The organism is Enterobacter sp. 296B2 (genome assembly GCF_034106185.1).
Taxonomy (GTDB): Bacteria; Pseudomonadota; Gammaproteobacteria; order Enterobacterales; family Enterobacteriaceae; genus Enterobacter; species Enterobacter cloacae_N.
The window spans coordinates 48,567-73,516 of the sequence record NZ_JAWNCA010000022.1; the positions used below are offsets into that span (position 1 = coordinate 48,567).

At 56.4% G+C, this 24,950-nt stretch carries 25 protein-coding genes; 19 read left to right on the plus strand and 6 right to left on the minus strand.

Annotated features, from left to right (window positions below):
* The first annotated feature begins 102 nt into the window (after positions 1 to 102).
* A complete protein-coding gene (gene corA, locus URZ40_RS16115; protein ID WP_008501540.1) occupies positions 103 to 1,053 on the plus strand; it encodes a magnesium/cobalt transporter CorA in 951 nt (316 codons plus the stop codon).
* Between the two features lie 82 nt (positions 1,054 to 1,135).
* Here corA and rarD read toward each other — a convergent pair whose 3' ends face one another.
* Positions 1,136 to 2,032, minus strand: coding sequence for an EamA family transporter RarD (rarD, locus tag URZ40_RS16120; protein WP_116343708.1), 897 nt, complete (start codon positions 2,030 to 2,032; stop codon positions 1,136 to 1,138).
* A 51-nt stretch (positions 2,033 to 2,083) separates the two neighbouring features.
* On the minus strand, positions 2,084 to 2,551 hold the full coding sequence (gene yigI / locus URZ40_RS16125) for an acyl-CoA thioesterase YigI (protein WP_028014789.1): 468 nt from the start codon (positions 2,549 to 2,551) through the stop codon (positions 2,084 to 2,086).
* 162 nt (positions 2,552 to 2,713) lie between these two features.
* On the opposite strand from yigI, the gene pldA reads away from it, so the two are divergent.
* From pldA to rhtC, 3 genes are all read left to right on the plus strand, one after another.
* Complete coding sequence (pldA, locus tag URZ40_RS16130; RefSeq protein ID WP_061096767.1) at positions 2,714 to 3,583, plus strand: phospholipase A; 870 nt, start codon at positions 2,714 to 2,716, stop codon at positions 3,581 to 3,583.
* 90 nt (positions 3,584 to 3,673) lie between these two features.
* Positions 3,674 to 5,503: an ATP-dependent DNA helicase RecQ gene (gene recQ, locus URZ40_RS16135; protein ID WP_320720836.1), complete on the plus strand. Its 1,830-nt coding sequence runs from the start codon at positions 3,674 to 3,676 to the stop codon at positions 5,501 to 5,503.
* 61 nt (positions 5,504 to 5,564) lie between these two features.
* Positions 5,565 to 6,185 carry a threonine export protein RhtC gene (gene rhtC, locus URZ40_RS16140; protein ID WP_116343709.1) on the plus strand — a complete coding sequence of 207 codons (621 nt, stop codon included), beginning with the start codon at positions 5,565 to 5,567 and terminating at the stop codon, positions 6,183 to 6,185.
* Here rhtC and rhtB read toward each other — a convergent pair.
* Complete coding sequence (gene rhtB, locus URZ40_RS16145) at positions 6,182 to 6,802, minus strand: homoserine/homoserine lactone efflux protein (RefSeq protein ID WP_316380874.1); 621 nt, start codon at positions 6,800 to 6,802, stop codon at positions 6,182 to 6,184. The two genes, rhtC and rhtB, sit on opposite strands and share 4 nt — an antisense overlap.
* 111 nt (positions 6,803 to 6,913) lie before the next feature.
* On the opposite strand from rhtB, the gene pldB reads away from it, so the two are divergent.
* The 3 genes from pldB (at position 6,914) to URZ40_RS16160 (ending at position 9,720) form a co-directional block, all read left to right on the plus strand.
* On the plus strand, positions 6,914 to 7,906 hold the full coding sequence (gene pldB / locus URZ40_RS16150) for a lysophospholipase L2 (RefSeq protein WP_116343710.1): 993 nt from the start codon (positions 6,914 to 6,916) through the stop codon (positions 7,904 to 7,906).
* A 31-nt stretch (positions 7,907 to 7,937) separates the two neighbouring features.
* Positions 7,938 to 8,738 (plus strand): sugar/pyridoxal phosphate phosphatase YigL, encoded by an 801-nt coding sequence (gene yigL, locus URZ40_RS16155; RefSeq protein ID WP_045336944.1) that lies wholly within the window; start codon positions 7,938 to 7,940, stop codon positions 8,736 to 8,738.
* A gap of 82 nt (positions 8,739 to 8,820) precedes the next feature.
* Complete coding sequence (locus URZ40_RS16160) at positions 8,821 to 9,720, plus strand: carboxylate/amino acid/amine transporter (RefSeq protein WP_316380878.1); 900 nt, start codon at positions 8,821 to 8,823, stop codon at positions 9,718 to 9,720.
* On the opposite strand, the gene metR is transcribed toward URZ40_RS16160, so the two are convergent.
* On the minus strand, positions 9,608 to 10,561 hold the full coding sequence (metR, locus tag URZ40_RS16165) for an HTH-type transcriptional regulator MetR (RefSeq protein ID WP_116343712.1): 954 nt from the start codon (positions 10,559 to 10,561) through the stop codon (positions 9,608 to 9,610). The two genes, URZ40_RS16160 and metR, sit on opposite strands and share 113 nt — an antisense overlap.
* A gap of 115 nt (positions 10,562 to 10,676) precedes the next feature.
* Between metR and metE the strand changes: the two genes are divergently transcribed.
* A complete protein-coding gene (gene metE / locus URZ40_RS16170; RefSeq protein WP_302220923.1) occupies positions 10,677 to 12,938 on the plus strand; it encodes a 5-methyltetrahydropteroyltriglutamate--homocysteine S-methyltransferase in 2,262 nt (753 codons plus the stop codon).
* Between the two features lie 48 nt (positions 12,939 to 12,986).
* Here metE and URZ40_RS16175 read toward each other — a convergent pair whose 3' ends face one another.
* Complete coding sequence (locus tag URZ40_RS16175; RefSeq protein WP_320720838.1) at positions 12,987 to 13,793, minus strand: dienelactone hydrolase family protein; 807 nt, start codon at positions 13,791 to 13,793, stop codon at positions 12,987 to 12,989.
* Between the two features lie 255 nt (positions 13,794 to 14,048).
* On the opposite strand from URZ40_RS16175, the gene udp reads away from it, so the two are divergent.
* The 9 genes from udp (at position 14,049) to tatD (ending at position 21,959) form a co-directional block, all read left to right on the plus strand.
* Positions 14,049 to 14,810: a uridine phosphorylase gene (gene udp / locus URZ40_RS16180; RefSeq protein WP_003860792.1), complete on the plus strand. Its 762-nt coding sequence runs from the start codon at positions 14,049 to 14,051 to the stop codon at positions 14,808 to 14,810.
* Positions 14,811 to 14,949: 139 nt separating this feature from the next.
* The gene (gene rmuC, locus URZ40_RS16185) at positions 14,950 to 16,407 is read left to right on the plus strand and encodes a DNA recombination protein RmuC (protein WP_116343714.1); all 1,458 of its coding nucleotides are present in this window, start codon (positions 14,950 to 14,952) and stop codon (positions 16,405 to 16,407) included.
* A 66-nt stretch (positions 16,408 to 16,473) separates the two neighbouring features.
* Positions 16,474 to 17,229 (plus strand): bifunctional demethylmenaquinone methyltransferase/2-methoxy-6-polyprenyl-1,4-benzoquinol methylase UbiE, encoded by a 756-nt coding sequence (gene ubiE, locus URZ40_RS16190; RefSeq protein ID WP_028014779.1) that lies wholly within the window; start codon positions 16,474 to 16,476, stop codon positions 17,227 to 17,229.
* A gap of 13 nt (positions 17,230 to 17,242) precedes the next feature.
* On the plus strand, positions 17,243 to 17,848 hold the full coding sequence (gene ubiJ, locus URZ40_RS16195) for a ubiquinone biosynthesis protein UbiJ (RefSeq protein WP_192984995.1): 606 nt from the start codon (positions 17,243 to 17,245) through the stop codon (positions 17,846 to 17,848).
* Positions 17,845 to 19,485 carry a ubiquinone biosynthesis regulatory protein kinase UbiB gene (gene ubiB, locus URZ40_RS16200; RefSeq protein ID WP_080330389.1) on the plus strand — a complete coding sequence of 547 codons (1,641 nt, stop codon included), beginning with the start codon at positions 17,845 to 17,847 and terminating at the stop codon, positions 19,483 to 19,485. The genes ubiJ and ubiB overlap by 4 nt, the downstream gene beginning before the upstream one ends.
* Positions 19,486 to 19,561: 76 nt before the next feature.
* Positions 19,562 to 19,816 (plus strand): Sec-independent protein translocase subunit TatA, encoded by a 255-nt coding sequence (gene tatA / locus URZ40_RS16205; protein WP_013099238.1) that lies wholly within the window; start codon positions 19,562 to 19,564, stop codon positions 19,814 to 19,816.
* A gap of 3 nt (positions 19,817 to 19,819) precedes the next feature.
* On the plus strand, positions 19,820 to 20,362 hold the full coding sequence (tatB, locus tag URZ40_RS16210; protein ID WP_320720840.1) for a Sec-independent protein translocase protein TatB: 543 nt from the start codon (positions 19,820 to 19,822) through the stop codon (positions 20,360 to 20,362).
* Positions 20,363 to 20,364: 2 nt separating this feature from the next.
* A complete protein-coding gene (gene tatC / locus URZ40_RS16215) occupies positions 20,365 to 21,135 on the plus strand; it encodes a Sec-independent protein translocase subunit TatC (RefSeq protein WP_116343717.1) in 771 nt (256 codons plus the stop codon).
* A 41-nt stretch (positions 21,136 to 21,176) separates the two neighbouring features.
* Positions 21,177 to 21,959 (plus strand): 3'-5' ssDNA/RNA exonuclease TatD, encoded by a 783-nt coding sequence (tatD, locus tag URZ40_RS16220; protein WP_163330931.1) that lies wholly within the window; start codon positions 21,177 to 21,179, stop codon positions 21,957 to 21,959.
* On the opposite strand, the gene rfaH is transcribed toward tatD, so the two are convergent.
* Positions 21,956 to 22,447, minus strand: coding sequence for a transcription/translation regulatory transformer protein RfaH (gene rfaH, locus URZ40_RS16225; protein WP_020882871.1), 492 nt, complete (start codon positions 22,445 to 22,447; stop codon positions 21,956 to 21,958). The two genes, tatD and rfaH, sit on opposite strands and share 4 nt — an antisense overlap.
* A gap of 170 nt (positions 22,448 to 22,617) precedes the next feature.
* Between rfaH and ubiD the strand changes: the two genes are divergently transcribed.
* Both ubiD and fre read left to right on the plus strand, forming a co-directional pair.
* The gene (gene ubiD, locus URZ40_RS16230) at positions 22,618 to 24,111 is read left to right on the plus strand and encodes a 4-hydroxy-3-polyprenylbenzoate decarboxylase (protein WP_320720841.1); all 1,494 of its coding nucleotides are present in this window, start codon (positions 22,618 to 22,620) and stop codon (positions 24,109 to 24,111) included.
* A gap of 42 nt (positions 24,112 to 24,153) precedes the next feature.
* Positions 24,154 to 24,855, plus strand: a complete 702-nt coding sequence (gene fre / locus URZ40_RS16235) for an NAD(P)H-flavin reductase (RefSeq protein ID WP_116343720.1) — start codon at positions 24,154 to 24,156, stop codon at positions 24,853 to 24,855.
* Positions 24,856 to 24,950 lie beyond the last annotated feature (95 nt).

The window sequence follows — 24,950 nt, forward strand, 5'->3', positions numbered from 1 at the left end:
ATTCCCGTCGCGCTGAGTCAGGCTGTTTAATGGTCTGAAACCCAATTTGTTTCTGTGTGCCCACCGAACTGTCCGATATTTTTTGCATTGGGAGTCCCGGTCATGTTGAGCGCATTTCAACTCGAAAATAACCGACTGACTCGGCTTGAAGCCGAAGAGTCACAGCCCCTCATTGATGCCGTATGGGTGGATCTGGTCGAGCCGGACGACGATGAGCGCCTTCGCGTACAATCTGAGCTGGGGCAAAGCCTGGCAACCCGCCCGGAACTGGAAGACATCGAAGCCTCCGCGCGTTTCTTTGAAGATGAAGACGGCCTGCACATTCACTCCTTCTTCTTCTTTGAAGATGCAGAAGACCACGCGGGTAACTCCACCGTGGCGTTTACCATTCGCGACGGTCGTCTGTTCACTCTGCGCGAGCGTGAGCTGCCGGCATTTCGCCTCTACCGCATGCGCGCCCGCAGCCAGGCGATGGTGGACGGTAATGCTTACGAGCTGCTGCTCGATCTGTTCGAGACCAAAATTGAACAGCTGGCGGACGAAATTGAAAACATCTACAGCGATCTGGAAAAGCTGAGCCGCGTGATCATGGAAGGCCATCAGGGCGATGAGTACGATGAAGCGTTGTCAACGCTGGCAGAGCTGGAGGATATCGGCTGGAAGGTGCGTTTGTGTCTGATGGATACCCAGCGCGCGCTGAACTTCCTGGTACGCAAGGCGCGTCTGCCGGGCGGTCAGCTGGAACAGGCGCGTGAGATCCTGCGCGATATCGAATCCCTGCTGCCGCACAACGAATCCCTGTTCCAGAAGGTGAACTTCCTGATGCAGGCGGCGATGGGCTTTATCAACATCGAGCAGAACCGCATCATTAAGATCTTCTCGGTGGTGTCCGTGGTGTTCCTGCCGCCGACGCTGGTGGCGTCCAGCTATGGGATGAACTTTGAGTTTATGCCTGAGCTGAAGTGGAGCTTTGGCTACCCGGGGGCGATTATCTTCATGATCCTCGCCGGGCTGGCGCCGTATCTCTACTTTAAGCGTCGTAACTGGCTGTAAAATCTGGCGGGTGGCGTTGCGCTTACCCGCCCTACGATCGAATTCCCTCTCCCTGTGGGAGAGGGTTAGGGTGAGGGCAACATCACAGCCCTTTGCGCGCCCTGCGCTGGGTATAAATCGCATCCGCGACAAAAATCGCCAGTGCCACCCAGATAAAGGCGAACGTCACCATCTTATCCGCACCCGGCACTTCGCCGTAAAACACCACCGCCAGCAGGAACATCAGCGTCGGGCCAATGTACTGGAAGAAGCCCAGCGTGGAGAGACGCAGGCGCGTCGCCGCACCGGTAAAGCACAGCAGCGGAATGGTGGTCACCACACCCGCCGCCATCAGCATTAGGTTCAGCGACCACGTGTTGCTGCCCATATGGCTGGTGGGGCTGTCGGCGATACCGAAGAGATAAATCGCCGCCACCGGCAGTAGCCACAGGGTTTCAAACAGCATCCCGGTTTGGGCTTCCACCGCAATCTTCTTACGCACCAGGCCGTAGAAGGCAAAGCTGAACGCCAGACCGAGGGCGATAACTGGCAGCGAGCCAAACGTCCAGAGCTGCACCAGCACGCCGCAGAAGGCCAGAATCACTGCCACCCACTGCATCCGGCGGAAGCGCTCACCGAGGAAAATCATCCCCAGCACGATGTTCACCAGCGGGTTAATAAAATAACCGAGGCTTGCTTCAAGCATGTGGTGGTTATTCACCGCCCAGATAAACAGCAGCCAGTTTCCGCCAATCAGCACCGCAGAGAGCGCCAGCAGGAGGACCTTTTTCGGGGTTTTGAGCAGCGTTTTAACACCGGACCACTGACGGCTGATGCTCATCAGCGCGATCATAAAGAAGAACGACCAGATGACGCGATGAGTGAGGATCTCATCGGCCGGTACATAGGCGATAAATTTGAAGTACGCCGGGGCGATACCCCAAATAAAATAAGCGGCAAGGGCGAGTAAAACGCCCTGCCGCGTCTGTTTAGCATCCATCGGGAAAATCCGTTACAAAAAAGTGAATCAATTTTACCCGATTTTGCCGTCTCAACCCACCATATAAGTAGCGGTTGCGCTGGCGATATACACCTGTTCTTCGTTGTGTAATTCAACACGCGCCACGGCAACTTTATTCCCCGCGCGCAGCAGGCTGCTGGTGCAGGTGAAGCGATTTCCGCGGCCCGGGCGAAGATAGTCGACGCGCAGATCGATAGTGCCCATGCGCGCCAGACGCTGGCGGAGTTCGTCTTCATTGATGGTGTCATGACGGGTCAGCGTACTGCCCACGCAGACCAGGCCTGCCGCCACATCCAGCGCGGAGGCAATCACCCCGCCGTGCAAAATACTTTGCGCCCAGTTACCCACCATCATCGGCTGGTTGTTGAAGCTTAACTGGGCAAACTCTTTCTCGTAACGCTCCAGCTCCAGTCCCAGCGCACGGTTAAACGGCATATGGTAAACAAAAATCTCGCCCACGAGTTTTAACACTTCTTCGGCGGTAAGCATGGCTGACATGAGGCATCACATCCTTATTGTTAATGAAATGTTGATTTTATGCCTCGGCAATAAGGAATTCCACTTTCAGAAACGAGGATGCAGCAGTTATCGCAGAAGTCTGTAGAATGTTCGCCTCATAACTATTCAGGTAATTTTACTCTTTGCAGGAGAACACCACCGATGCGGACGTATCTGGCCTGGTTACTGGCGGCGGTTGCGCTGCCCCTCACAGCATATGCGCAGGAAGCGACGATCAAAGAAGTCCATGATAAGCCTGCCGTTAAGGGCAGCATTATCGCCAATATGCTTCAGGAGCATGACAACCCGTTCACGCTCTACCCGTATGACACGAACTACGTGATTTATACCCAGACCAGCGATCTCAACAAAGAGGCGATAAGCTCTTATAACTGGTCTGATAATGCGCGTAAGGATGAGGTGAAGTTCCAGCTCAGCCTCGCGTTCCCGTTCTGGCGCGGTATTCTGGGGCCGAACTCGGTGCTCGGTGCCTCTTACACGCAGAAATCCTGGTGGCAGCTCTCTAACAGCGGCGAATCCTCACCGTTCCGTGAAACCAACTATGAGCCGCAGCTCTTCCTCGGCTTCGCAACGGATTATGAATTTGCTGGCTGGACGCTGCGTGACGTTGAGGTCGGTTTTAATCACGACTCTAACGGCCGGTCTGACCCTACTTCACGCAGCTGGAACCGTGCCTATACGCGCCTGATGGCGCAGAACGGCAACTGGATGGTGGAAGTGAAGCCATGGTACGTGGTCGGCAGCACGGATGATAACCCGGACATTACCAAATATATGGGCTACTACCAGCTCAAAGTCGGCTACCAGTTAGGCGACGCCGTGCTGAGCGCGAAAGGCCAGTACAACTGGAACACTGGCTACGGCGGTGCTGAAGTGGGCTTAAGCTATCCGGTGACGAAGCACGTGCGTCTCTATACCCAGGTGTATAGCGGCTATGGCGAGTCGCTGATCGACTACAACTTTAACCAGACTCGCGTTGGCGTAGGCGTAATGCTGAACGATATTCTCTAGGCTGCTCGAATGTTTTTGCGTTAAACGTTGAAGTTTCTCTCTCAGGCGCTGAAAATAGCGCCTGTTTTATTTTTCGCAAATGGGGTTAACGTGGCGCAGGCGGAAGTATTGAATCAGGAGTCGCTGGCTAAACAGGTTTTGCATGAAACCTTTGGCTACCAGCAGTTCCGCCCCGGCCAGGAAACCATCATTGAAACCGTGCTGGAAGGCCGGGACTGTCTGGTAGTAATGCCGACTGGCGGCGGTAAATCTCTCTGCTATCAGGTGCCCGCGCTGGTGCTGAACGGCCTGACGGTCGTGGTATCGCCTCTCATTTCCCTGATGAAAGACCAGGTGGACCAGCTGCTCGCCAACGGCGTGGCGGCGGCCTGTCTGAACTCGACGCAAACCCGCGAGCAGCAGCAAGAGGTCATGGCCGGGTGCCGCACCGGGCAGATTCGCCTGCTGTATATCGCGCCAGAGCGCCTGATGCTGGATAACTTCCTCGATCACCTGGCGCACTGGAACCCGGTCCTGCTGGCGGTCGATGAAGCGCACTGTATCTCCCAGTGGGGACACGATTTCCGCCCGGAATACGCCGCTCTCGGCCAGTTGCGTCAGCGCTTCCCCGAGCTGCCGTTTATGGCGCTTACCGCCACGGCAGATGACACCACGCGTCTGGATATCGTTCGCCTGCTGGGGCTGAACGACCCGTATATTCAGGTCAGCAGCTTCGACCGCCCTAACATCCGCTATATGCTGATGGAAAAGTTCAAGCCGCTGGAGCAGCTCCTGCGCTACGTGCAGGAGCAGCGCGGCAAGTCCGGCATCATCTACTGCAACAGCCGTGCTAAAGTGGAAGACACCGCCGCGCGTCTGCAAAACCGCGGCTTTAGCGCCGCTGCTTACCATGCCGGGTTAGAGAACCACATCCGCGCCGACGTGCAGGAGAAATTCCAGCGCGATGACCTGCAAATCGTCGTCGCGACGGTGGCATTTGGGATGGGCATCAACAAGCCGAACGTGCGCTTTGTGGTGCACTTCGACATCCCCCGCAATATCGAATCCTACTATCAGGAAACCGGCCGCGCCGGGCGTGACGGTCTGCCGGCGGAAGCGATGCTGTTTTACGATCCGGCCGATATGGCGTGGCTGCGCCGCTGTCTGGAAGAGAAGCCACAGGGCCAGCTCCAGGACATCGAGCGCCACAAGCTCAACGCGATGGGCGCCTTCGCTGAAGCGCAAACCTGCCGCCGTCTGGTGCTGCTCAACTACTTTGGTGAAGGGCGACAGGAGCCGTGCGGCAACTGCGATATCTGTCTCGATCCGCCGAAGCAGTACGATGGCCTGATGGACGCGCGCAAAGCGCTCTCTACCATTTACCGCGTGAATCAACGCTTCGGGATGGGCTACGTGGTAGAAGTGCTGCGCGGTGCCAATAACCAGCGTATCCGCGACATGGGCCACGACAAGCTGCCGGTTTACGGCATCGGTAAAGACCAGAGCCACGAGCACTGGGTCAGCATTATTCGTCAGCTGATCCACCTCGGCTTTGCCACGCAGAACATTGCCCAGCACTCCGCCCTGCAGCTGACCGAAGCGGCGCGTCCGGTACTGCGCGGTGATGTTGAACTCAAGCTCGCCGTGCCGCGCGTGGTCGCCCTCAAGCCGCGGGTGATGCAAAAATCGTACGGCGGCAATTACGACCGCAAGCTGTTCGCCAAACTGCGCAAGCTGCGTAAAGCCATCGCCGATGAAGAGAATATCCCGCCTTACGTGGTGTTCAACGACGCGACGCTGATCGAGATGGCCGAGCAGATGCCGCTTAGCGCCAGCGAAATGCTCAGCGTCAACGGCGTCGGCACGCGCAAGCTGGAGCGCTTTGGTAAAGAGTTTATGGCGCTCATCCGTTCCCACGTTGATGGTGATGATGAGGAGTAGTCAGCCGGGCGAAAAAGTGCCAGGATGATGACTCACTAAATTATTTCCCCGCGAGCTAATTATGTTAATGCTATTTCTCACCGTGGCGTTAGTGCACATCGTTGCGCTGATGAGCCCCGGCCCTGACTTTTTCTTCGTGTCGCAAACGGCCGTCAGCCGCTCCCGCAAAGAAGCGATGATGGGCGTGCTCGGTATCACCATGGGCGTTATGGTCTGGGCGGCGGTCGCGCTGCTCGGTCTGAACCTGATCCTGGCGAAGATGGCCTGGCTGCATAACATCATTATGGTTGGCGGCGGGCTGTACCTGTGCTGGATGGGCTACCAGATGCTGCGCGGGGCGCTGAAGAAAGAAGAGCAAAAACCGCAAGAACCAAAAGTAGAGCTGGCAACGGGCGGACGCAGCTTTGTAAAAGGGCTGCTGACCAACCTGGCGAACCCGAAAGCGATTATCTATTTCGGCTCCGTGTTCTCGTTGTTTGTCGGCGACAGCGTCGGCGCGGGCGCACGCTGGGGCATCTTCCTGCTGATCGTCGTTGAAACCTTTGCCTGGTTTACCATTGTGGCCAGCCTGTTCGCCTTACCGGCGATGCGCCGCGGCTACCAGCGTATCGCGAAGTGGATCGACGGCTTCGCCGGCGCGCTGTTCGCCGGCTTCGGCATTCATCTCATCATTTCTCGCTAAGCATGACGCGCTGACGCGAGCAGCGCGCCAACCAGCATAAACAGCGAGCCAAAAACTTTATTCAGGGCCTTCATCTGCTTAGGCCCTTTAATCCACGCCGCAATTCGCTGCGCCAGCGTCGCGTAACCAATCATCACGATGATATCGACAATAATCGTGGTCGCACCCAGCACCACGTACTGCATCACCTGGGGCTGATGCGGCACGATAAACTGCGGAAACAGGGCGGCGAGGAAAACGATGCTCTTCGGGTTGGTCAGGTTAACGAACACCGCGCGCTTAAACAGATGGCCGCGGTTTTGCGTCTGAGCGAGCGTATTCAGGTTGATGGAGCCTGCCGCGCGCCACTGTTGGATACCGAGCCAAATCAGATACGCCGCCCCGGCCCATTTCAGCACTTCAAAGGCCAGCACGGAGCGGGAGAACAGGGTCCCCAGACCAATCCCGACCAGCACAATATGAATGCCCAGCCCGGTCTGCAAACCGGCAATCGACGCCGCCGCACCGCGATAGCCGTGGTTGATGGAGGTGGTCATGGTGTTAATGGCGCCAGAGCCGGGTGAAAGGCTGAGGATTACGGATGTCAGCAGATAGGCGAACCACCACTCGAAGGTCATTTGAAACTCCCGAACCGTCTATTTTTATGCCACAATACGCTATTGTTGAGTCATTTTGTGACCAGTGACGAAAAAAAACGATATTCCCTGGATTACGTGAGTGGAAACCCAATGTTTCAGCAGAAAAAGGACTGGGAAACACGAGAAAACGCATTTGCTGCTTTCTCAATGGGGCCGCTGACCGATTTCTGGCGGCAGCGCGAGGAAGACGAGTTTACCGGCGTCGGGGGCATCCCGGTGCGCTTCGTTCGTTTCCGCAATGAAAAAAATGACCGGGTGATCGTGGTCTGCCCTGGGCGTATCGAAAGCTACGTTAAATATGCCGAACTGGCCTACGATCTGGTCCATATGGGTTTTGATGTGCTGATCATCGACCACCGTGGGCAGGGGCTGTCCGGGCGTATGCTGCCCGACACGCACCGTGGGCACGTGGATCGCTTCAGCGATTACGTCGACGATTTTGCCGCATTCTGGCAGCAGGAATTGCAGCCCGGCCCCTGGCGCAAGCGGTATATCCTTGCCCACTCCATGGGCGGTGCCATTTCGACGCTGTTTTTGCAGCGGTATGAGCACCAGTGCGACGCCATTGCGCTTACCGCGCCGATGTACGGTATCGTTATTCGCTTCCCCGACTGGATGGTGCGCCATCTACTCGACTGGGCTGAGGGCCATCAGCGCATTCGTGAAGGCTATGCCATCGGAACCGGACGCTGGCGCGCATTGCCGTTCGCCATCAACGTCTTGACCCACAGTCGGCAGCGCTATCGCCGCAACCTGCGCTTTTATGCCGATGAACCGCGCTTGCGCGTCGGCGGCCCGACCTGGCACTGGGTGCGGGAGGGTATTCTGGCTGGTGAGCAGGTGCTGGCGGGCGTAGGCGATGATGACACGCCGACGCTTCTGATTCAGGCGGAAGAAGAGCGTGTGGTGGATAACCGCATGCATGACCGCTATTGTGAACTGCGCGCTGCGGCGGGGCACCCCTGCGAAGGGGGTAAACCGCTGGTCATCAACGGCGCGTTCCATGAGATCCTTTTTGAAAAGGACGCTATGCGCTCAGTCGCGCTTAACGCCATTGTTGAATTTTTCAACAGGCATAATTGATTATTGTTTTCCACCAGAGGTTGAAATCCCTATGTACCAGGTTGTTGCATCTGATTTAGATGGCACACTGCTTTCCCCCGACCACACCCTGTCGCCTTACGCGAAAGAGACCTTAAAGCTTCTGACCGCCCGTGGTGTGAACTTTGTGTTTGCCACCGGCCGCCACCACGTGGACGTGGGGCAGATCCGCGATAACCTTGAGATCAAGTCGTACATGATCACCTCCAACGGTGCGCGCGTGCATGATACCGACGGCAACCTGATCTTTACGCACAACCTGGATCGCGATATTGCCGCCGATCTGTTCGGCGTGGTGCATAACAACCCGGCTATCGTCACTAACGTTTACCGCGACGACGAATGGTTCATGAATCGCCACCGCCCGGATGAAATGCGTTTCTTCAGGGAAGCGGTATTCAACTACTCCCTTTATGAGCCGGGTTTGCTGGATCCAGAGGGGATCAGCAAGGTGTTCTTCACCTGCGACAGCCACGAAGAGCTGCTGCCGCTGGAACAGGCGATCAACGCCCGATGGGGCGATCGCGTCAACGTGAGCTTCTCCACCGTGACCTGTCTGGAAGTAATGGCCGGGGGCGTCTCAAAAGGCCACGCGCTCGAAGCCGTCGCGAAACGACTGGGCTTTGAGCTGAAGGACTGTATCGCCTTCGGCGACGGCATGAACGACGCCGAGATGCTTTCGATGGCAGGCAAGGGCTGCATTATGGAAAACGCACACCAGCGTCTGAAAGATTTGCACCCGGAGCTGGAAGTGATCGGCACCAACGCAGACAACGCGGTACCGAAGTATCTGCGCAAGCTTTTCCTTGAATAATCTTCATTTGGTTGTTTATTGCTCAGTTGTCAACTAAAGAGTTCGCTACAATGCCTCTCCTTCTTTCTGAGAGACAAGCATTGTGGCGCTACTCATTATCACCACTATCCTGTGGGCCTTCTCCTTTAGCCTGATTGGCGAATACCTTGCCGGTTCGGTCGACAGCTACTTCTCGGTGCTGATGCGCGTGGGGCTGGCGGCGCTGGTATTCCTGCCGTTCCTGCGCACGCGCGGGCAATCGCTGAAAACCATTTTGCTCTACATGCTGGTGGGCGCGATGCAGCTCGGCATCATGTATCTGTTTAGCTTCCGGGCTTACGTCTACTTGTCCGTCTCTGAATTCTTGCTCTTTACCGTGCTGACGCCGCTCTATATCACGCTGATTTACGACCTGCTCAGCAGACGCCGTCTGCGCTGGGGATACCTGCTGAGCGCCGCGCTGGCGGTGGTCGGTGCGGCGATAATTCGCTATGACAAAGTAAGCGATCACTTCTGGACCGGGCTGATGTTCGTCCAGCTCGCCAATATCAGCTTTGCTATCGGCATGGTAGGCTACAAACGCCTGATGGAAACCCGCCCTATGCCGCAGCACAACGCGTTTGCGTGGTTCTATATGGGTGCGGCGATTGTCGCGGTGGCGGCGTGGTTTCTGCTCGGCAACCCGCAAAAGCTGCCGACCACCAACGTGCAGTGGAGCGTTCTGGTCTGGCTGGGCGTGGTGGCGTCAGGGTTGGGGTACTTCATGTGGAACTACGGCGCTACGCAGGTCGACGCCGGGACGCTGGGGATCATGAACAACGTGCATGTGCCAGCGGGGCTGCTGGTGAACCTCGCCATCTGGCAGGAACAGCCGCACTGGCCGAGCTTCCTTATTGGGGGAGCGGTGATCCTGGCTTCGCTGTGGGTCCATCGCCGCTGGGTCGCTCCGCGCTCCGCACAAACGGAAGGTGGTCGCACGCGTGGTTCCGCGCTGAGCGAATAAACGCTTCCGTAACGGGCTGACGCTGCTCTCCGTCGCGCACGGCGGCGTACAGCCGGCTCCACAGTCCTTCTCCCAGGGTTTTGGTGACCACCAGACCCTGGCGTTCAAAACTCTCCACCACCCAGTGCGGCAGCGCCGCAATCCCCATGCTGGCCGCCACCATCTGAATCAACAGCAGGGTGTTATCCACGCTTTTCAGCTGCGGGCTAATGCCTGCTGGCTGCAGGAAGTGGCGCCAGATATCCAGACGACTGCGCTGGACCGGATAAATTAGCAGCGTTTCCGTCGCCAGGTCTTCCGGCGTGATGCGCGTTTTGGCCGCCAGCGGATGGTCCGGCGCCAGCACCAGGCGCACTTCATAATCGAACATCGGTGAATAATGCAGGCCGCTGCGCGGCAGGATGTCGGACGTCATCACCAGATCCAGTTCGCCCTGCTGGAGCGAAGGCTGCGGGTCGAACGTCACGCCGGATTTAAAGTCCATCTCCACCTGCGGCCACTTCTGGCGAAAGTTTTCAAGCGCGGGGGTCAGCCACTGAATACAGCTGTGGCACTCAATGGCGATGCGCAGTTTGGTCTGCTGCGGCTCGTTACACGCCTGCAGCGCGCTGGCGATCTGCGGCAGCACCTGATTCGCCAGCTGAAGAAGAATTTCACCCTGCGGCGTAAAGCGCAGGGGCTGGCTCTTACGCACAAAAAGACGAAATCCGAGGCGTTGTTCCAGATCGCTGAACTGGTGAGAAAGGGCGGACTGGGTCTGGTGCAGCGTGGCCGCAGCCGCCGCGAGCGAACCGCAGTTCCGCAACGCTTGTAGCGTTTTCAGGTGTTTAATCTCGATCATGAAAGTCCTTCACTCCGCCATGAACATTTTGCGCTTGAGGAATATACAGTACCTGCCAATTATAGAAGTGTAAACATCTGGACGTCTAAATAACGAATTTCACAAGGGGCACACCATGACAATCCGCAATCACACTCTCGGTTTCCCTCGCGTTGGCCTGCGTCGCGAGTTGAAAAAAGCGCAAGAAAGCTACTGGGCGGGCAACGCCTCCCGTGAAGAACTACTGGCGGTGGGGCGGGAGCTGCGCGCCCGCCACTGGGATCAGCAAAAACAGGCGGGCATTGACCTGCTGCCGGTGGGCGACTTCGCCTGGTACGACCATGTTCTGACGACCAGCCTGCTGCTTGGCAACGTACCGGCTCGTCATCAGAACAAAGATGGATCGGTGGATATTGATACCCTGTTTCGCATCGGCCGTGGCCGCGCACCAACGGGTGAGCCAGCGGCAGCGGCGGAAATGACCAAGTGGTTTAATACCAACTATCACTATATGGTGCCGGAGTTCGTCAAAGGCCAGCAGTTTAAGCTGACCTGGACGCAGCTTCTGGAGGAGGTGGATGAAGCACTGGCGCTGGGACACCAGGTGAAGCCCGTATTGCTGGGGCCGGTAACCTACCTGTGGCTGGGTAAAGTGAAGGGCGAGCAGTTTGACCGCCTCAGCCTGCTGAACGATATTCTTCCGGTCTATAAGCAGGTGCTGATTGAGCTGGGCAAGCGCGGTATCCAGTGGGTGCAAATCGACGAGCCTGCGCTGGTGCTGGAGCTTCCCCAGGTTTGGCTCGATGCCTTCAAACCGGCGTATGACGCGCTCGCCGGACAGGTAAAACTCCTGCTCACGACCTATTTCGAAGGCGTGACGCCGAACCTGAAGACCATTACCGCGCTGCCGGTTCAGGGCCTTCACGTTGACCTGGTTCACGGTAAGGACGATGTGGTGGAACTGCACAAGCGCCTGCCCGCAGACTGGCTGCTCTCCGCCGGTCTGGTCAACGGCCGTAACGTCTGGCGCGCCGATCTGACCGAAAAATACGCACAGATTAAAGACATCGTCGGCAAACGTGAGCTGTGGGTTGCATCCTCTTGCTCGCTGCTGCACAGCCCAATCGATCTCAGCGTGGAGACCCGCCTCGACCCTGAAGTGAAAAGCTGGTTTGCCTTCGCCCTGCAAAAATGCGAAGAGCTAACACTGCTGCGCGACGCGCTGAACAGCGGCGACACGGCGGCGATCACCGAGTGGAGCGCTCCGATCCAGGCGCGTCGTCACTCGTCCCGCGTGCACAACCCGGCGGTGGAAAAACGTCTGGCGGCCATCACCGCCCAGGACAGCCAGCGCCAGAGCCCGTATGAGGTACGTGCCGAAGCCCAGCGCGCCCGCTTCAACCTTCCCGCGTGGCCGACCACGACGATCGGCTCCTTCCCACAGACTACGGAGATCCGCGGCCTGCGTCTGGACTTCAAAAAGGGCAATCTGGATGCGAACCACTACCGCACCGGCATCGCGGAACACATCAAGCAGGCGATTATCGAGCAGGAGCGCCTGGGGCTGGACGTGCTGGTGCACGGCGAAGCCGAGCGTAACGATATGGTGGAATACTTCGGTGAACACCTGGACGGCTTCGTCTTTACCCAAAACGGCTGGGTGCAGAGCTACGGCTCCCGCTGCGTGAAGCCGCCGGTGGTCATCGGTGACGTCAGCCGTCCGGAACCGATCACGGTTGAGTGGGCGAAGTACGCGCAGTCCCTGACCGACAAGCCGGTGAAAGGCATGCTCACCGGCCCGGTTACCATTCTCTGCTGGTCGTTCCCGCGTGAAGACGTGACCCGCGAGACCATTGCCAAACAGATTGCGCTGGCGCTGCGTGATGAAGTGGCGGATCTGGAAGCTGCGGGGATTGGCATCATCCAGATTGACGAACCGGCGCTGCGCGAGGGTTTACCGCTGCGCCGCAGCGACTGGGATGCTTACCTGCAGTGGGGCGTGGAAGCGTTCCGCATCAACGCTGCGGTGGCTAAGGACGATACCCAGATCCACACCCACATGTGTTACTGCGAATTTAACGACATCATGGATTCGATTGCCGCGCTGGACGCTGACGTAATCACCATCGAGACCTCGCGTTCAGACATGGAGCTGCTGGAGTCGTTTGAAGAGTTCGACTATCCGAATGAAATCGGGCCGGGCGTGTACGACATTCATTCTCCGAACGTCCCGAGCGTGGAGTGGATTGAAGCCCTGCTGAAAAAAGCGGCCCAGCGCATCCCTGCAGAGCGCCTGTGGGTGAACCCGGACTGCGGACTGAAAACTCGCGGCTGGCCAGAGACGCGCGCGGCGCTCGCCAACATGGTGAAGGCGGCGCAGAATTTGCGTCAGGCGTAGGTGCTGGATTGCCCGGTAAGGCGTAGCCGCCACCGGGCTTTTTTGTTATTACGCCTTCTTACCGCCGTACTGGCTAAACCACGCCAGCATCCGCTGCCAGCCATCTTTAGCCGATTCAGCGTGATAGCTCGGACGATAATCCGCGTTAAACGCATGCCCGGCATCCGGATACACCACGATCTCCGCCTTCGCATTGGCCGCACGGAGCGCATGGCGCATGGTCTCTACCGAATCAAGCGAAATACCGGTGTCCTGTCCACCGTAAAGCCCTAACACGGGGGCATTTAACTCGGTGGCGATATCCACGGGATGTTTCGGTGAATTCAGCGTTTTTTCACCCACCAGTTTGCCGTACCAGGCGACAGCGGCTTTGAGCTGCGGGTTATGCGCGGCATACAGCCAGCTAATGCGTCCGCCCCAGCAGAAACCGGTGACCAGCAGACGATGCGGATCGCCGCCGTTGCGCGCCGCCCAGCTGGCGACGTGATCGAGATCGGCCAGCACCTGCGCGTCCGGGACTTTGCTGACCAGGTTGCTGAGCAATGTTGGAATATCGCTGTAGTCGTTCGGATCGCCCTGACGGAAGTAGAGCTCTGGCGCAACGGCCAGATACCCTTCCAGCGCCAGCCGGCGGCAGAGGTCGCGAATGTGTTCGTGAACACCAAATATCTCCTGAATCACAATCACGATGGGCAGCGGGCCCTCTGCCGATTTTGGCCGTGCGTGATAAGCAGGCATATTCTCCCCCTGCGAGGGAATGGAGGTCTCACCCGCGGTAATTGCCGCTTCTGGCGTCGACACGATGGTTGAAGCATGTGGGGCCGCAGCAGGTGCAAAACCGATTTTTTCAGTCATGGCATTCTCCGTACCAATGAGTTAGCGCAAAGGTAAATATAGACACCAGGTTAACAACTCACAGTGCCTTAAACGGTCTATCTTTTGTGCAGCACCTGGCGATATAACTTGTTAATGTGATGTAAATCACTTTTTTATGGAAATTCAATGTAATCATTTTCATTCATGGTGAGGTGCGTCACGAAAATATGCTTACTGCTTCTGTAAAGTACCGTTTTACTTCTTCTGACTAACCGACCCACAGAGGAGTCACCTATGTCTAAGTCTGATGTTTTTCATCTCGGCCTCACTAAAAACGATTTACAAGGGGCTACGCTCGCTATCGTCCCTGGCGATCCGGAGCGTGTGGAAAAGATCGCCGCGCTGATGGATAAGCCGGTCAAGCTGGCTGCCCATCGTGAATTCACCACCTGGCGCGCAGAGCTGGATGGCAAAGCGGTGATTGTGTGCTCTACCGGTATCGGTGGCCCGTCTACCTCGATTGCGGTTGAAGAGCTGGCGCAACTGGGCATTCGTACTTTCCTGCGTATCGGTACCACCGGCGCTATTCAGCCGCACATCAACGTCGGCGACGTGCTGGTGACGACCGCGTCCGTGCGTCTGGACGGCGCGAGCCTGCACTTTGCGCCGATGGAATTCCCGGCAGTGGCTGATTTCGAGTGCACCACCGCGCTGGTTGAAGCGGCGAAATCCGTGGGCGCAACCACTCACGTGGGCGTAACCGCCTCTTCCGATACCTTCTACCCGGGCCAGGAGCGTTACGACACCTTCTCTGGCCGCGTGGTAAGCCGCTTCAAAGGCTCAATGGAAGAGTGGCAGTCTATGGGCGTGATGAACTACGAAATGGAATCCGCAACGCTGCTGACCATGTGCGCAAGCCAGGGTCTGCGTGCCGGTATGGTGGCGGGCGTTATCGTCAACCGTACCCAGCAGGAGATCCCGAACGCCGAAACCATGAAGCAGACCGAAAGTCATGCGGTGAAAATCGTGGTTGAAGCGGCTCGCCGCCTGATCTAGTTCTCCTCTCTGAGATAAAAGGCCGACGCGTTCGGCCTTTATTTTTTGCGTAGCGCCTCGCAGGAAAACCCTTTCAAACTGGACGTTTATACAGCACAATCTTATTTTGTGCGGGTAATACGTTGATGCAGGGGGCATTGTGGATATCTCAATCCTGATTTATGCGGTGATTGCGCTGGCGGGCGTAGGGATAGGCTGGCTGATTTCCAGTTACCAGCACGCGCAGCAGAAAGCCGAGCAGCTGGCTGAGCGGGAAGAGATCGTCGCCGAGCTTAGCGCGGCAAAACAACAGGTTGCGCTGAGCGACCACTGGCGCGACGAGTGCGAGCTGCTCAATAACGAACTGCGTAACCTGCGTGATATCAATACCTCGCTGGAGGCCGATCTCCGCGAAGTGACTACCCGCCTTGAGTCCACTCAGTTGCACGCCGAAGACAAAATCCGCCAGATGATCAACAGCGAGCAGCGCCTCAGCGAGCAGTTTGAGAACCTCGCTAACCGCATTTTCGAGCACAGCAACCGCCGCGTTGACGAACAGAATCGCCAGAGCCTGAACAGCCTCCTGACGCCGCTGCGCGAACAGCTGGACGGCTTTCGCCGTCAGGTGCAGGACAGCTTTGGTCAGGAAGCCCGCGAGCGCCACACGCTGGCCCATGAGATTCGCAATCTTCAGCAGCTGAATGCGCAGATGGCACAGGAGGCGGTCAACCTGACGCGGGCGCTGAAAGGCGATAACAAAACTCAGGGTAACTGGGGGGAAGTGGTACTTACCCGCGTGCTGGAAGCCTCCGGCCTGCGGGAAGGATATGAATACGAAACGCAGGTAAGTATCGAAAACGACGCCCGCTCGCGCATGCAGCCGGATGTGATTGTGCGGCTGCCACAGGGCAAAGATGTGGTCATTGACGCCAAAATGACGCTGGTGGCTTATGAGCGTTACTTCAATGCCGAAGATGACTACACGCGCGAATCGGCGCTGCAGGAGCACATTGCTTCCGTGCGTAACCATATTCGCCTGCTGGGCAGAAAGGATTATCAGCAGCTGCCGGGGCTGCGCTCGCTGGACTACGTGCTGATGTTTATCCCGGTCGAACCCGCGTTTTTGCTGGCGCTCGACAGACAGCCTGAGCTTATCACTGAAGCGCTGAAAAATAACATTATGCTGGTCAGCCCCACCACGCTGTTAGTGGCCTTGCGGACCATTGCCAACCTGTGGCGCTATGAGCACCAGAGCCGCAATGCCCAGCAGATTGCCGATCGCGCCAGCAAGCTGTACGACAAAATGCGTCTGTTCGTGGACGATATGTCTTCCGTCGGACAAAGCCTGGACCGTGCGCAGGATAACTACCGCCAGGCGATGAAAAAGCTCTCCTCGGGGCGTGGCAACCTGCTTGCGCAGGCTGAAGCATTCCGCAGCCTGGGGGTGGAGGTTAAACGCGAGATTAATCCGGAATTGGTCGAACAGGCGACAGCGCAGGACGAAGAGTTCCGTCTGCGTGAGGGCAGGGATGAACAAAATACCCTCAGCCAGGACAACGATTTAGCGGCAGGTTTATCGCCAGATGAACAGCCGGCGCGTTTCTTTCGCGGTGGTTGAATCGTAGGGCAATTGCGCCCAATCTGTTACACTTCACGAACATTTGACTGATTAGCAGGCTCTGAGATGGTTGACGATTCACAAGACACGACGCACTTTGGCTTTCAGACAGTAGCCAAAGCGCAGAAAGCTGACATGGTGGCCCACGTATTTCATTCCGTGGCGGCGAAGTACGATGTGATGAATGACTTGATGTCGTTCGGCATTCATCGCTTGTGGAAGCGCTTCACCATTGACTGCAGCGGTGTGCGTCGTGGACAAACGGTTCTCGATCTGGCTGGCGGTACGGGCGATCTGACGGCGAAATTCTCCCGTCTGGTGGGTGAAACCGGTCGCGTTGTACTGGCTGATATTAATGACTCCATGCTTAAAATGGGACGCGAAAAGCTGCGTAACATCGGCGTGGTGGGTAACGTGGAATACGTGCAGGCCAACGCCGAAGCGCTGCCGTTCCCGGACAATACCTTTGACTGCATCACTATTTCCTTCGGTCTGCGTAACGTCACCGATAAAGAAAAAGCGCTGCGCTCCATGTACCGCGTGCTGAAGCCGGGTGGACGCCTGCTGGTGCTCGAGTTCTCTAAACCGATTATCGACCCGCTGAGCAAAGCCTACGACGCCTATTCCTTCCACGTGCTGCCGCGTATTGGCGAGCTGGTGGCAAACGACGCGGAAAGCTATCGCTATCTGGCGGAATCAATTCGCATGCACCCGGATCAGGACACCTTAAAAGCCATGATGCAGGATGCAGAATTTGAGAACGTTGAATACTTCAACATGACGGCGGGTGTCGTCGCGCTGCATCGCGGTTACAAATTCTGAGTGGAGGTGTCCCGTGCCCTTTAAACCCTTAGTCACCGCAGGCATCGAGAATGTGCTGAATGCCTTCCTGTATCGCGCTCCGGCGCTGAAAGCCGCACGTCAGCGGCTAAACGGGAAGGTACTGCGCATTGTATTAAAAGAGTTCTCGACGCCGCTCGTGCTGGTCTTCAGCGAACGCCAGCTTGACGTTCTGGGTGAGTGGGAAGGCGAGGCTGATTGCTCGGTCATTACCCATATGAGCGTGCTGCCAAAATTGCGCGATCGCCAGCAATTAACGGCGCTTATCCGCAGCGGTGAGCTGGAAGTAGAAGGTGACATCCAGGTCGTGCAGAACTTTGTTGCGCTCAGCGATCTGGCTGAATTCGATCCGGCAGAGCTGCTGGCGCCTTTTATTGGTGACATCGCCGCTGAAGGGATCGGGAAAGTTATTCATGGCGGCACGGCGTTCCTGCGCAAAAATCTGCAACGTCAACAGCGCTATGCCGCGGAAGTACTGACGGAAGAGTGGCGCATGGCCCCCGGACCGCTGGAAGTGGCGTGGTTTGCGGAAGAGACTGCTGCTGTTGAACGCGCGGTTGATGCGTTAACCAAACGGCTGGAAAAACTGGAGGGCAAATGACGCCTGGTGAAATTCGGCGCCTCTATTTTATCATCCACACCTTTTTGAGTTACGGGCTCGACGAGCTTATCCCCAAAATGCGTATCACGCTGCCGCTCAGAATCTGGCGGCGGACGCTGTTCTGGATGCCAAATCGCCATAAAGGTCAGCCGCTGGGTGAACGCCTGCGTCTGGCGCTGCAGGAGCTCGGCCCGGTATGGATTAAGTTCGGGCAGATGCTCTCAACCCGCCGCGATCTCTTCCCGCCGCACATTGCCGATGAACTGGCGATGCTTCAGGACCGTGTCGCCCCGTTTGATGGGGTGAGAGCGAAGAAACAGATCGAAGAGGCGATGGGAAATCTTCCCGTTGAAGCCTGGTTTGACGATTTCGAAATAGAACCGCTGGCGTCGGCTTCTATCGCTCAGGTGCACACTGCGCGTCTGAAAGAGAACGGTAAAGAGGTGGTGATCAAGGTGATCCGCCCGGATATCCTGCCGATCATCAAAGCCGACATGAAGCTGATTTATCGTCTGGCGCGTTGGGTACCGCGTTTGTTACCTGATGGTCGCCGACTGCGCCCGATGGAAGTGGTGCGGGAGTATGAAAAAACGCTGATTGATGAGCTTAATCTGCTGCGCGAATCGGCAAACGCTATTCAGCTGCGTCGGAACTTTGAAAACAGCCCGATGCTCTATGTGCCTGAAGTCTATTCTGACTACTGCAGCCAAAACATGATGGTCATGGAGCGCATCTACGGTATTCCGGTTTCGGACGTGGTGGCCCTGGAGAAGCAGGGAACGAACATGAAGCTGCTGGCCGAACGTGGCGTTCAGGTCTTCTTTACCCAGGTCTTCCGCGACAGCTTTTTCCACGCGGACATGCACCCGGGTAATATCTTCGTGAGCTACGAGCATCCTGAGGATCCGAAGTACATCGGTATCGACTGTGGGATTGTGGGCTCGCTGAACAAAGAAGATAAACGTTATCTGGCTGAAAACTTCATCGCGTTCTTCAACCGCGACTACCGAAAAGTGGCTGAGCTGCACGTTGATTCCGGCTGGGTTCCGCCGGACACCAACGTCGAAGAGTTCGAGTTTGCGATCCGGACCGTTTGCGAACCAATTTTTGAAAAACCGCTGGCAGAAATCTCCTTTGGCCACGTATTGTTAAACCTGTTCAATACGGCTCGCCGCTTTAATATGGAAGTTCAGCCGCAGTTAGTTTTACTTCAGAAAACATTACTTTACGTTGAAGGTGTAGGTCGACAACTCTATCCTCAGTTAGACTTGTGGAAGACGGCTAAACCTTTCCTGGAATCCTGGATTAAGGATCAGGTTGGCCTTCCGGCGCTGGTTCGGTCTCTTAAAGAGAAAGGCCCGTTCTGGATAGAAAAAATGCCTGAAATTCCTGAGCTGGTTTACGACAGTTTGCGTCAGAGCAAGAATCTTCAGCACAGCATGGATAAAATCGCCCGCGAGCTTCAGTCCAGCCGTGTGCGCCAGGGACAGTCACGCTATCTTTTTGGGATTGGCGCAACGCTGCTGCTGAGCGGTACGCTGCTGCTGATCAACCGTCCTGACTGGCAGATGATGCCCGCCTGGTTGATGGCTGGCGGGGTTGTTGTCTGGCTTGCAGGATGGAGAAAAACGCGCTGAGTTTGCGTCGCCATCGACGGGTCGCATACGTATAATGCGATCTGACCAATTAATCATCTATCCCTGAGGAATATGTATGGGTGGTATCAGTATCTGGCAATTAGTCATTATTGCCGTCATCGTCGTGCTGCTGTTTGGCACCAAAAAGCTCGGTTCTATTGGTTCCGATCTGGGCGCGTCTATCAAAGGCTTCAAGAAAGCGATGAGCGATGATGAGAGCAAGCAGGATAAAACCAGCCAGGACGCTGACTTTACTGCTAAATCCATCTCCGACAAGCAAGAAGATGCCAAAAAGGAAGACGCTAAACGCCACGATAAAGAGCAGGTGTAAGTCGTGTTCGACATTGGTTTTAGTGAGCTGCTGCTGGTCTTTGTGATTGGTCTGATCGTGCTGGGACCGCAGCGTCTGCCGGTTGCGGTAAAAACCGTCGTGGGCTGGGTTCGTGCGCTAAGATCGCTGGCCTCGACCGTTCAGAATGAGCTGGCGCAGGAACTTAAGCTGCAGGAGTTTCAGGAAAGCCTGAAAAAGGTCGAGAAGGCGAGCATGGATAACCTGACGCCGGAACTGAAAGCCTCAATGGATGAACTGCGCGAAGCGGCGGAATCCATGAAGCGCTCTTACAGCGTTAACGATCCTGAAAAAGCGAGCGATGAAGCGAACACTATTCATAACCCGGTGGTGAAGGACAGCGAAGCGCAGCGTGAGGGCGTGACGCCAGCGAGTGCGGAGCACCAGGCCGCAGTGCCTGAGCAAACGCCGCAGGAAACTGAACTGAAAAAACAGGCACAGCCGGAAGAGCCGATAGTAAAAACGGCTGAAGCTAAACCCGCCGCGCCCGTTTCCGAATCATCCCCCTCGTCGAGTGATAAAGCGTAACCATGGCAGTAGATGATACTCAACCGCTTATTACGCACCTTATTGAGCTGCGTAAGCGCCTGTTAAACTGCATTATTGCGGTATTCCTCATATTCCTTTGCCTGGTCTATTTCGCCAACGATATCTATCAGGTGGTCTCTGCGCCGCTGATCAAGCAGATGCCGCTGGGTGCAACGATGATTGCAACAGACGTTGCTTCTCCGTTCTTTACGCCGATTAAGCTGACCTTCTGGGTTTCATTGATTGCCTCTGCTCCGGTCATCCTTTATCAGGTATGGGCGTTTGTTGCGCCGGCACTGTATAAGCACGAACGCAAGCTGGTCATCCCGCTACTGGTATCCAGTTCGCTGCTGTTCTATATCGGCATGGCGTTTGCCTACTTCGTTGTCTTCCCGCTGGCCTTCGGCTTCCTGACGCACACCGCGCCGGAAGGTGTCCAGGTGTCGACGGATATCGCCAGCTACCTCAGCTTTGTGATGGCGCTGTTTATGGCGTTCGGCGTGGCATTTGAAGTGCCGGTGGCCATTGTGCTGCTTTGTTGGGTTGGGGTAACCACCCCTGATGACCTGCGTAAGAAGCGTCCGTATATCCTGGTAGGCGCCTTCGTAGTCGGCATGCTGCTGACGCCGCCGGACGTCTTCTCGCAAACGCTGCTGGCAATACCGATGTACTGCCTGTTTGAGGTTGGCGTCTTCTTCTCGCGTTTTTACGTGGGTAAAGGACGCCGGTCGGACGATGAAGACGACGCGTCCGAAAAGACCACTGAAGAGTAAAACCAGCCGCCCGTCAGGGCGGTTGTTCTATGGGGATTCGCATGTTTGATATCGGACTCAACCTGACCAGTTCACAGTTTGCGAAAGATCGTGACGAGGTGGTTGCACGGGCTTTTGACGCCGGCGTCAAAGGACTCCTGCTGACCGGGACCAACCTGCATGAGAGTGAGCAGGCGCAGCGGCTGGCGCAACGTTATCAACGCTGCTGGTCAACCGCAGGCGTTCACCCTCATGACAGCAGTCAGTGGACTGAGGAGGGCGCAGAAACACTGCGCGCGCTGGCGAAAACAGCAGAGGTGGTGGCTATTGGCGAGTGCGGGCTCGATTTCAACCGCAACTTCTCGACGCCTGACGAACAGGAAAAGGCATTCACTGCCCAGCTTGCGCTGGCTGCAGAGCTTGAGATGCCCGTCTTTATGCACTGTCGCGATGCGCATGAACGTTTTCTCGCACTGCTCGACCCGTGGCTGGATAAACTGCCGGGCGCAGTGCTGCACTGCTTCACCGGTTCACGGCAGGAAGCGCTAGATTGCCTGAAGCGAGGGCTTTATCTGGGCATTACCGGTTGGGTTTGCGATGAGCGTCGCGGGCTTGAGCTTCGCGAGCTGCTGCCGGCGATCCCGGCAGAACGCTTGCTTCTTGAAACCGATGCGCCATATCTGCTGCCGCGAGATATGAAGCCCAAACCGGCATCGCGGCGAAATGAGCCCGCCTGGCTGGGGCACATTGTTGAGCGCGTAGCGCACTGGCGCGGAGAGGATCCGCACTGGCTTTCCGCGCAGACGGATGACAACGTGCGTCGCCTGTTCGGGATAAACGTTTAGACTTTGCGGAAGTCGGTGTTTTTCACGCTCTGCAGCACCTGCTTGTTCAGCAGATTGAGCAACAGCATTGAGCGTGCTTCACCGTCCGGCTCGGCGAAAATCGCCTGCAGGCCTTCGAATGCGCCTTCCGTAATGACGACGCTATCGCCCGCGTAAGGGGTTTCCGGATCGGTGATCCCTTCAGGCTGTTGATAAACAGACAGCTGATGAATGACGGTCGACGGAACCGTGGCCGGGTGGGCACCAAAACGAACGAAGTGGCTGACGCCGCGCGTTGCGCTGATGGTGGTGGTGTGGATCACCTCAGGGTCGAACTCCACGAACAGATAGTTCGGGAATAGAGGCTCACTGACGGTTGTGCGCTTCCCGCGCTGCATTTTTTCAAGCGTGATCACGGGTGTCAGACAATTTACTGACTGACGTTCAAGATGTTCCTGCGCGCGCTGAAGTTGCCCGCGTTTGCAATACAGTAAATACCAGGCCTGCATAATCACTCTTTCCCTTAGTTCGGGGCGCAAGCATATCAAAACCCTGGAGGGATCGCTAAGTTGATTATAATGGGGGAAATTCGAACACAACGGATAAGTTCACGCGAATTTAACAAAATTACAGCATCGAGAAGGCTTACGCCGTATAATGAAGCGCTTACAGAGAGGCCATGACTAACTGCATGAAATACCACGATCTCCGCGACTTCCTGACGCTGCTGGAACAGCAGGGTGAATTGAAACGCATTACGCTTCCTGTTGATCCTTATCTGGAAATGACAGAAATTGCTGACCGGACTCTGCGTGCCGGTGGTCCCGCATTACTGTTTGAAAATCCCAAAGGTTACTCCATGCCGGTGCTGTGCAACCTGTTCGGCACTCCGCGTCGTGTCGCCCTGGGGATGGGGCAGGAAGACGTTACCGCGCTGCGTGAAGTGGGTAAACTGCTGGCATTTTTGAAAGAGCCAGAGCCGCCGAAAGGCTTCCGCGATCTGTTCGACAAGCTGCCGCAGTTTAAGCAGGTGCTGAACATGCCCACCAAACGACTGCGCGGCGCGCCGTGCCAGCAGAAAGTGCTGGAAGGTGAGGCGGTGGATCTCACCAAAATTCCGATTATGCAGTGCTGGCCTGAAGATGCTGCGCCGCTGATTACCTGGGGCCTCACCGTGACGCGCGGGCCGCATAAAGAGCGGCAAAACCTCGGTATTTATCGCCAGCAGCTGATTGGCAAAAATAAGCTCATCATGCGCTGGCTGTCGCATCGCGGCGGCGCGCTGGATTTCCAGGAGTGGTGTGCTGCGCATCCGGGTGAATGTTTCCCGGTGTCTGTCGCCTTAGGCGCCGATCCGGCCACCATTCTGGGCGCGGTCACGCCCGTCCCGGATACGCTCTCTGAATATGCCTTTGCCGGCCTGCTGCGCGGGACCAAAACCGAGGTCGTGAAGTGTATCTCTAACGATCTCGAAGTACCGGCCAGTGCAGAAATTGTGCTGGAAGGTTACATTGAGCAGGGTGAAATGGCGCCAGAAGGCCCTTACGGCGACCATACCGGCTATTACAACGAAGTGGATAACTTCCCGGTGTTTACCGTCACGCACATTACCCAGCGTGAAGATGCGATTTATCACTCAACCTATACTGGCCGTCCACCGGATGAACCGGCGGTGCTGGGCGTGGCGCTGAACGAAGTATTTGTGCCGATCCTGCAAAAGCAGTTCCCGGAAATCGTTGATTTTTATCTGCCGCCTGAAGGATGCTCGTATCGCATGGCGGTGGTTACGATGAAGAAACAGTACCCAGGTCATGCTAAACGCGTGATGATGGGCGTATGGTCTTTCCTGCGCCAGTTTATGTATACCAAATTTGTTATTGTCTGCGATGATGACGTTAACGCCCGCGACTGGAATGACGTCATCTGGGCAATCACCACGCGAATGGATCCTGCGCGTGATACGGTGTTAGTCGAAAACACGCCGATAGATTATCTGGATTTTGCCTCGCCGGTTTCCGGTCTTGGCTCAAAGATGGGACTGGATGCCACAAATAAATGGCCTGGCGAAACCGACCGTGAATGGGGTCGCCCGATCAAAAAAGATCCTGCCGTGACCGCGCGAATTGACGCGATCTGGGACGAACTGGCCATAATGAATAACGGTAAACTCTGAGCTGACCGTTAAGCCCTATAGACTTCCCGACAGAGAGAGCGAATGACAACCTTAAGCTGTAAAGTGACGTCGGTAGATGCTATTACCGACACCGTATATCGCGTCCGCCTGGTTCCTGAAGCGGCATTCTCATTCCGTGCTGGCCAGTACCTGATGGTCGTGATGGATGAGCGTGATAAGCGTCCTTTCTCTATGGCCTCTACGCCAGCAGAGCAGGAATTTATTGAGCTGCATATTGGTGCGTCTGAGCTTAACCTGTACGCGATGGCCGTGATGGACCGCATCCTGAAAGAGCGTGAGATTGTGGTCGATATTCCTCACGGCGAGGCATGGTTACGTGATGACGAAGACCGTCCACTGATCCTGATCGCTGGTGGTACAGGCTTCTCATATGTGCGCTCTATTCTGTTGACCGCACTGGCGCGTAACCCGGAACGTGATATCACCATCTACTGGGGCGGCCGCGAAGAGAAGCACCTGTATGACCTGTCTGAACTGGAAGCGCTGAGCATCAACCATCCAAATCTGCGCATCGAGCCAGTGGTCGAGCAGCCTGAAGAGGGCTGGCGTGGACGTAGTGGAACGGTGCTGACGGCGGTACTGCAGGATCACGGTACGCTGGCGGGACATGATATCTACATTGCAGGCCGTTTCGAGATGGCGAAAATTGCCCGCGATCTGTTCTGTAACGAACGTGACGCGCGTGAAGACCGTCTGTTCGGTGATGCGTTTGCGTTTATCTAAATAAAAAACCCGCCCCTGACAGGCGGGAAGAACGGCAACTAAACTGTCTCTCTTCGCCAATGACGCCATAACTGCGTTGGCTGCGCTCGTTCTGA

Coding starts and splice junctions, on each gene's coding strand:
- ubiE (WP_028014779.1), top strand. CDS start 16,474: ATGGTTGACGATTCACAAGACACGACGCACTTTGGCTTTCAGACAGTA.
- tatC (WP_116343717.1), top strand. CDS start 20,365: ATGGCAGTAGATGATACTCAACCGCTTATTACGCACCTTATTGAGCTG.
- metR (WP_116343712.1), bottom strand. CDS start 10,561: ATGATCGAGATTAAACACCTGAAAACGCTACAAGCGTTGCGGAACTGC.
- pldA (WP_061096767.1), top strand. CDS start 2,714: ATGCGGACGTATCTGGCCTGGTTACTGGCGGCGGTTGCGCTGCCCCTC.
- pldB (WP_116343710.1), top strand. CDS start 6,914: ATGTTTCAGCAGAAAAAGGACTGGGAAACACGAGAAAACGCATTTGCT.
- ubiD (WP_320720841.1), top strand. CDS start 22,618: ATGACTAACTGCATGAAATACCACGATCTCCGCGACTTCCTGACGCTG.
- rhtB (WP_316380874.1), bottom strand. CDS start 6,802: ATGACCTTCGAGTGGTGGTTCGCCTATCTGCTGACATCCGTAATCCTC.
- corA (WP_008501540.1), top strand. CDS start 103: ATGTTGAGCGCATTTCAACTCGAAAATAACCGACTGACTCGGCTTGAA.
- tatA (WP_013099238.1), top strand. CDS start 19,562: ATGGGTGGTATCAGTATCTGGCAATTAGTCATTATTGCCGTCATCGTC.
- udp (WP_003860792.1), top strand. CDS start 14,049: ATGTCTAAGTCTGATGTTTTTCATCTCGGCCTCACTAAAAACGATTTA.
- yigI (WP_028014789.1), bottom strand. CDS start 2,551: ATGTCAGCCATGCTTACCGCCGAAGAAGTGTTAAAACTCGTGGGCGAG.
- rfaH (WP_020882871.1), bottom strand. CDS start 22,447: ATGCAGGCCTGGTATTTACTGTATTGCAAACGCGGGCAACTTCAGCGC.
- rarD (WP_116343708.1), bottom strand. CDS start 2,032: ATGGATGCTAAACAGACGCGGCAGGGCGTTTTACTCGCCCTTGCCGCT.
- metE (WP_302220923.1), top strand. CDS start 10,677: ATGACAATCCGCAATCACACTCTCGGTTTCCCTCGCGTTGGCCTGCGT.
- rhtC (WP_116343709.1), top strand. CDS start 5,565: ATGTTAATGCTATTTCTCACCGTGGCGTTAGTGCACATCGTTGCGCTG.
- URZ40_RS16175 (WP_320720838.1), bottom strand. CDS start 13,793: ATGACTGAAAAAATCGGTTTTGCACCTGCTGCGGCCCCACATGCTTCA.
- ubiB (WP_080330389.1), top strand. CDS start 17,845: ATGACGCCTGGTGAAATTCGGCGCCTCTATTTTATCATCCACACCTTT.
- yigL (WP_045336944.1), top strand. CDS start 7,938: ATGTACCAGGTTGTTGCATCTGATTTAGATGGCACACTGCTTTCCCCC.
- fre (WP_116343720.1), top strand. CDS start 24,154: ATGACAACCTTAAGCTGTAAAGTGACGTCGGTAGATGCTATTACCGAC.
- tatD (WP_163330931.1), top strand. CDS start 21,177: ATGTTTGATATCGGACTCAACCTGACCAGTTCACAGTTTGCGAAAGAT.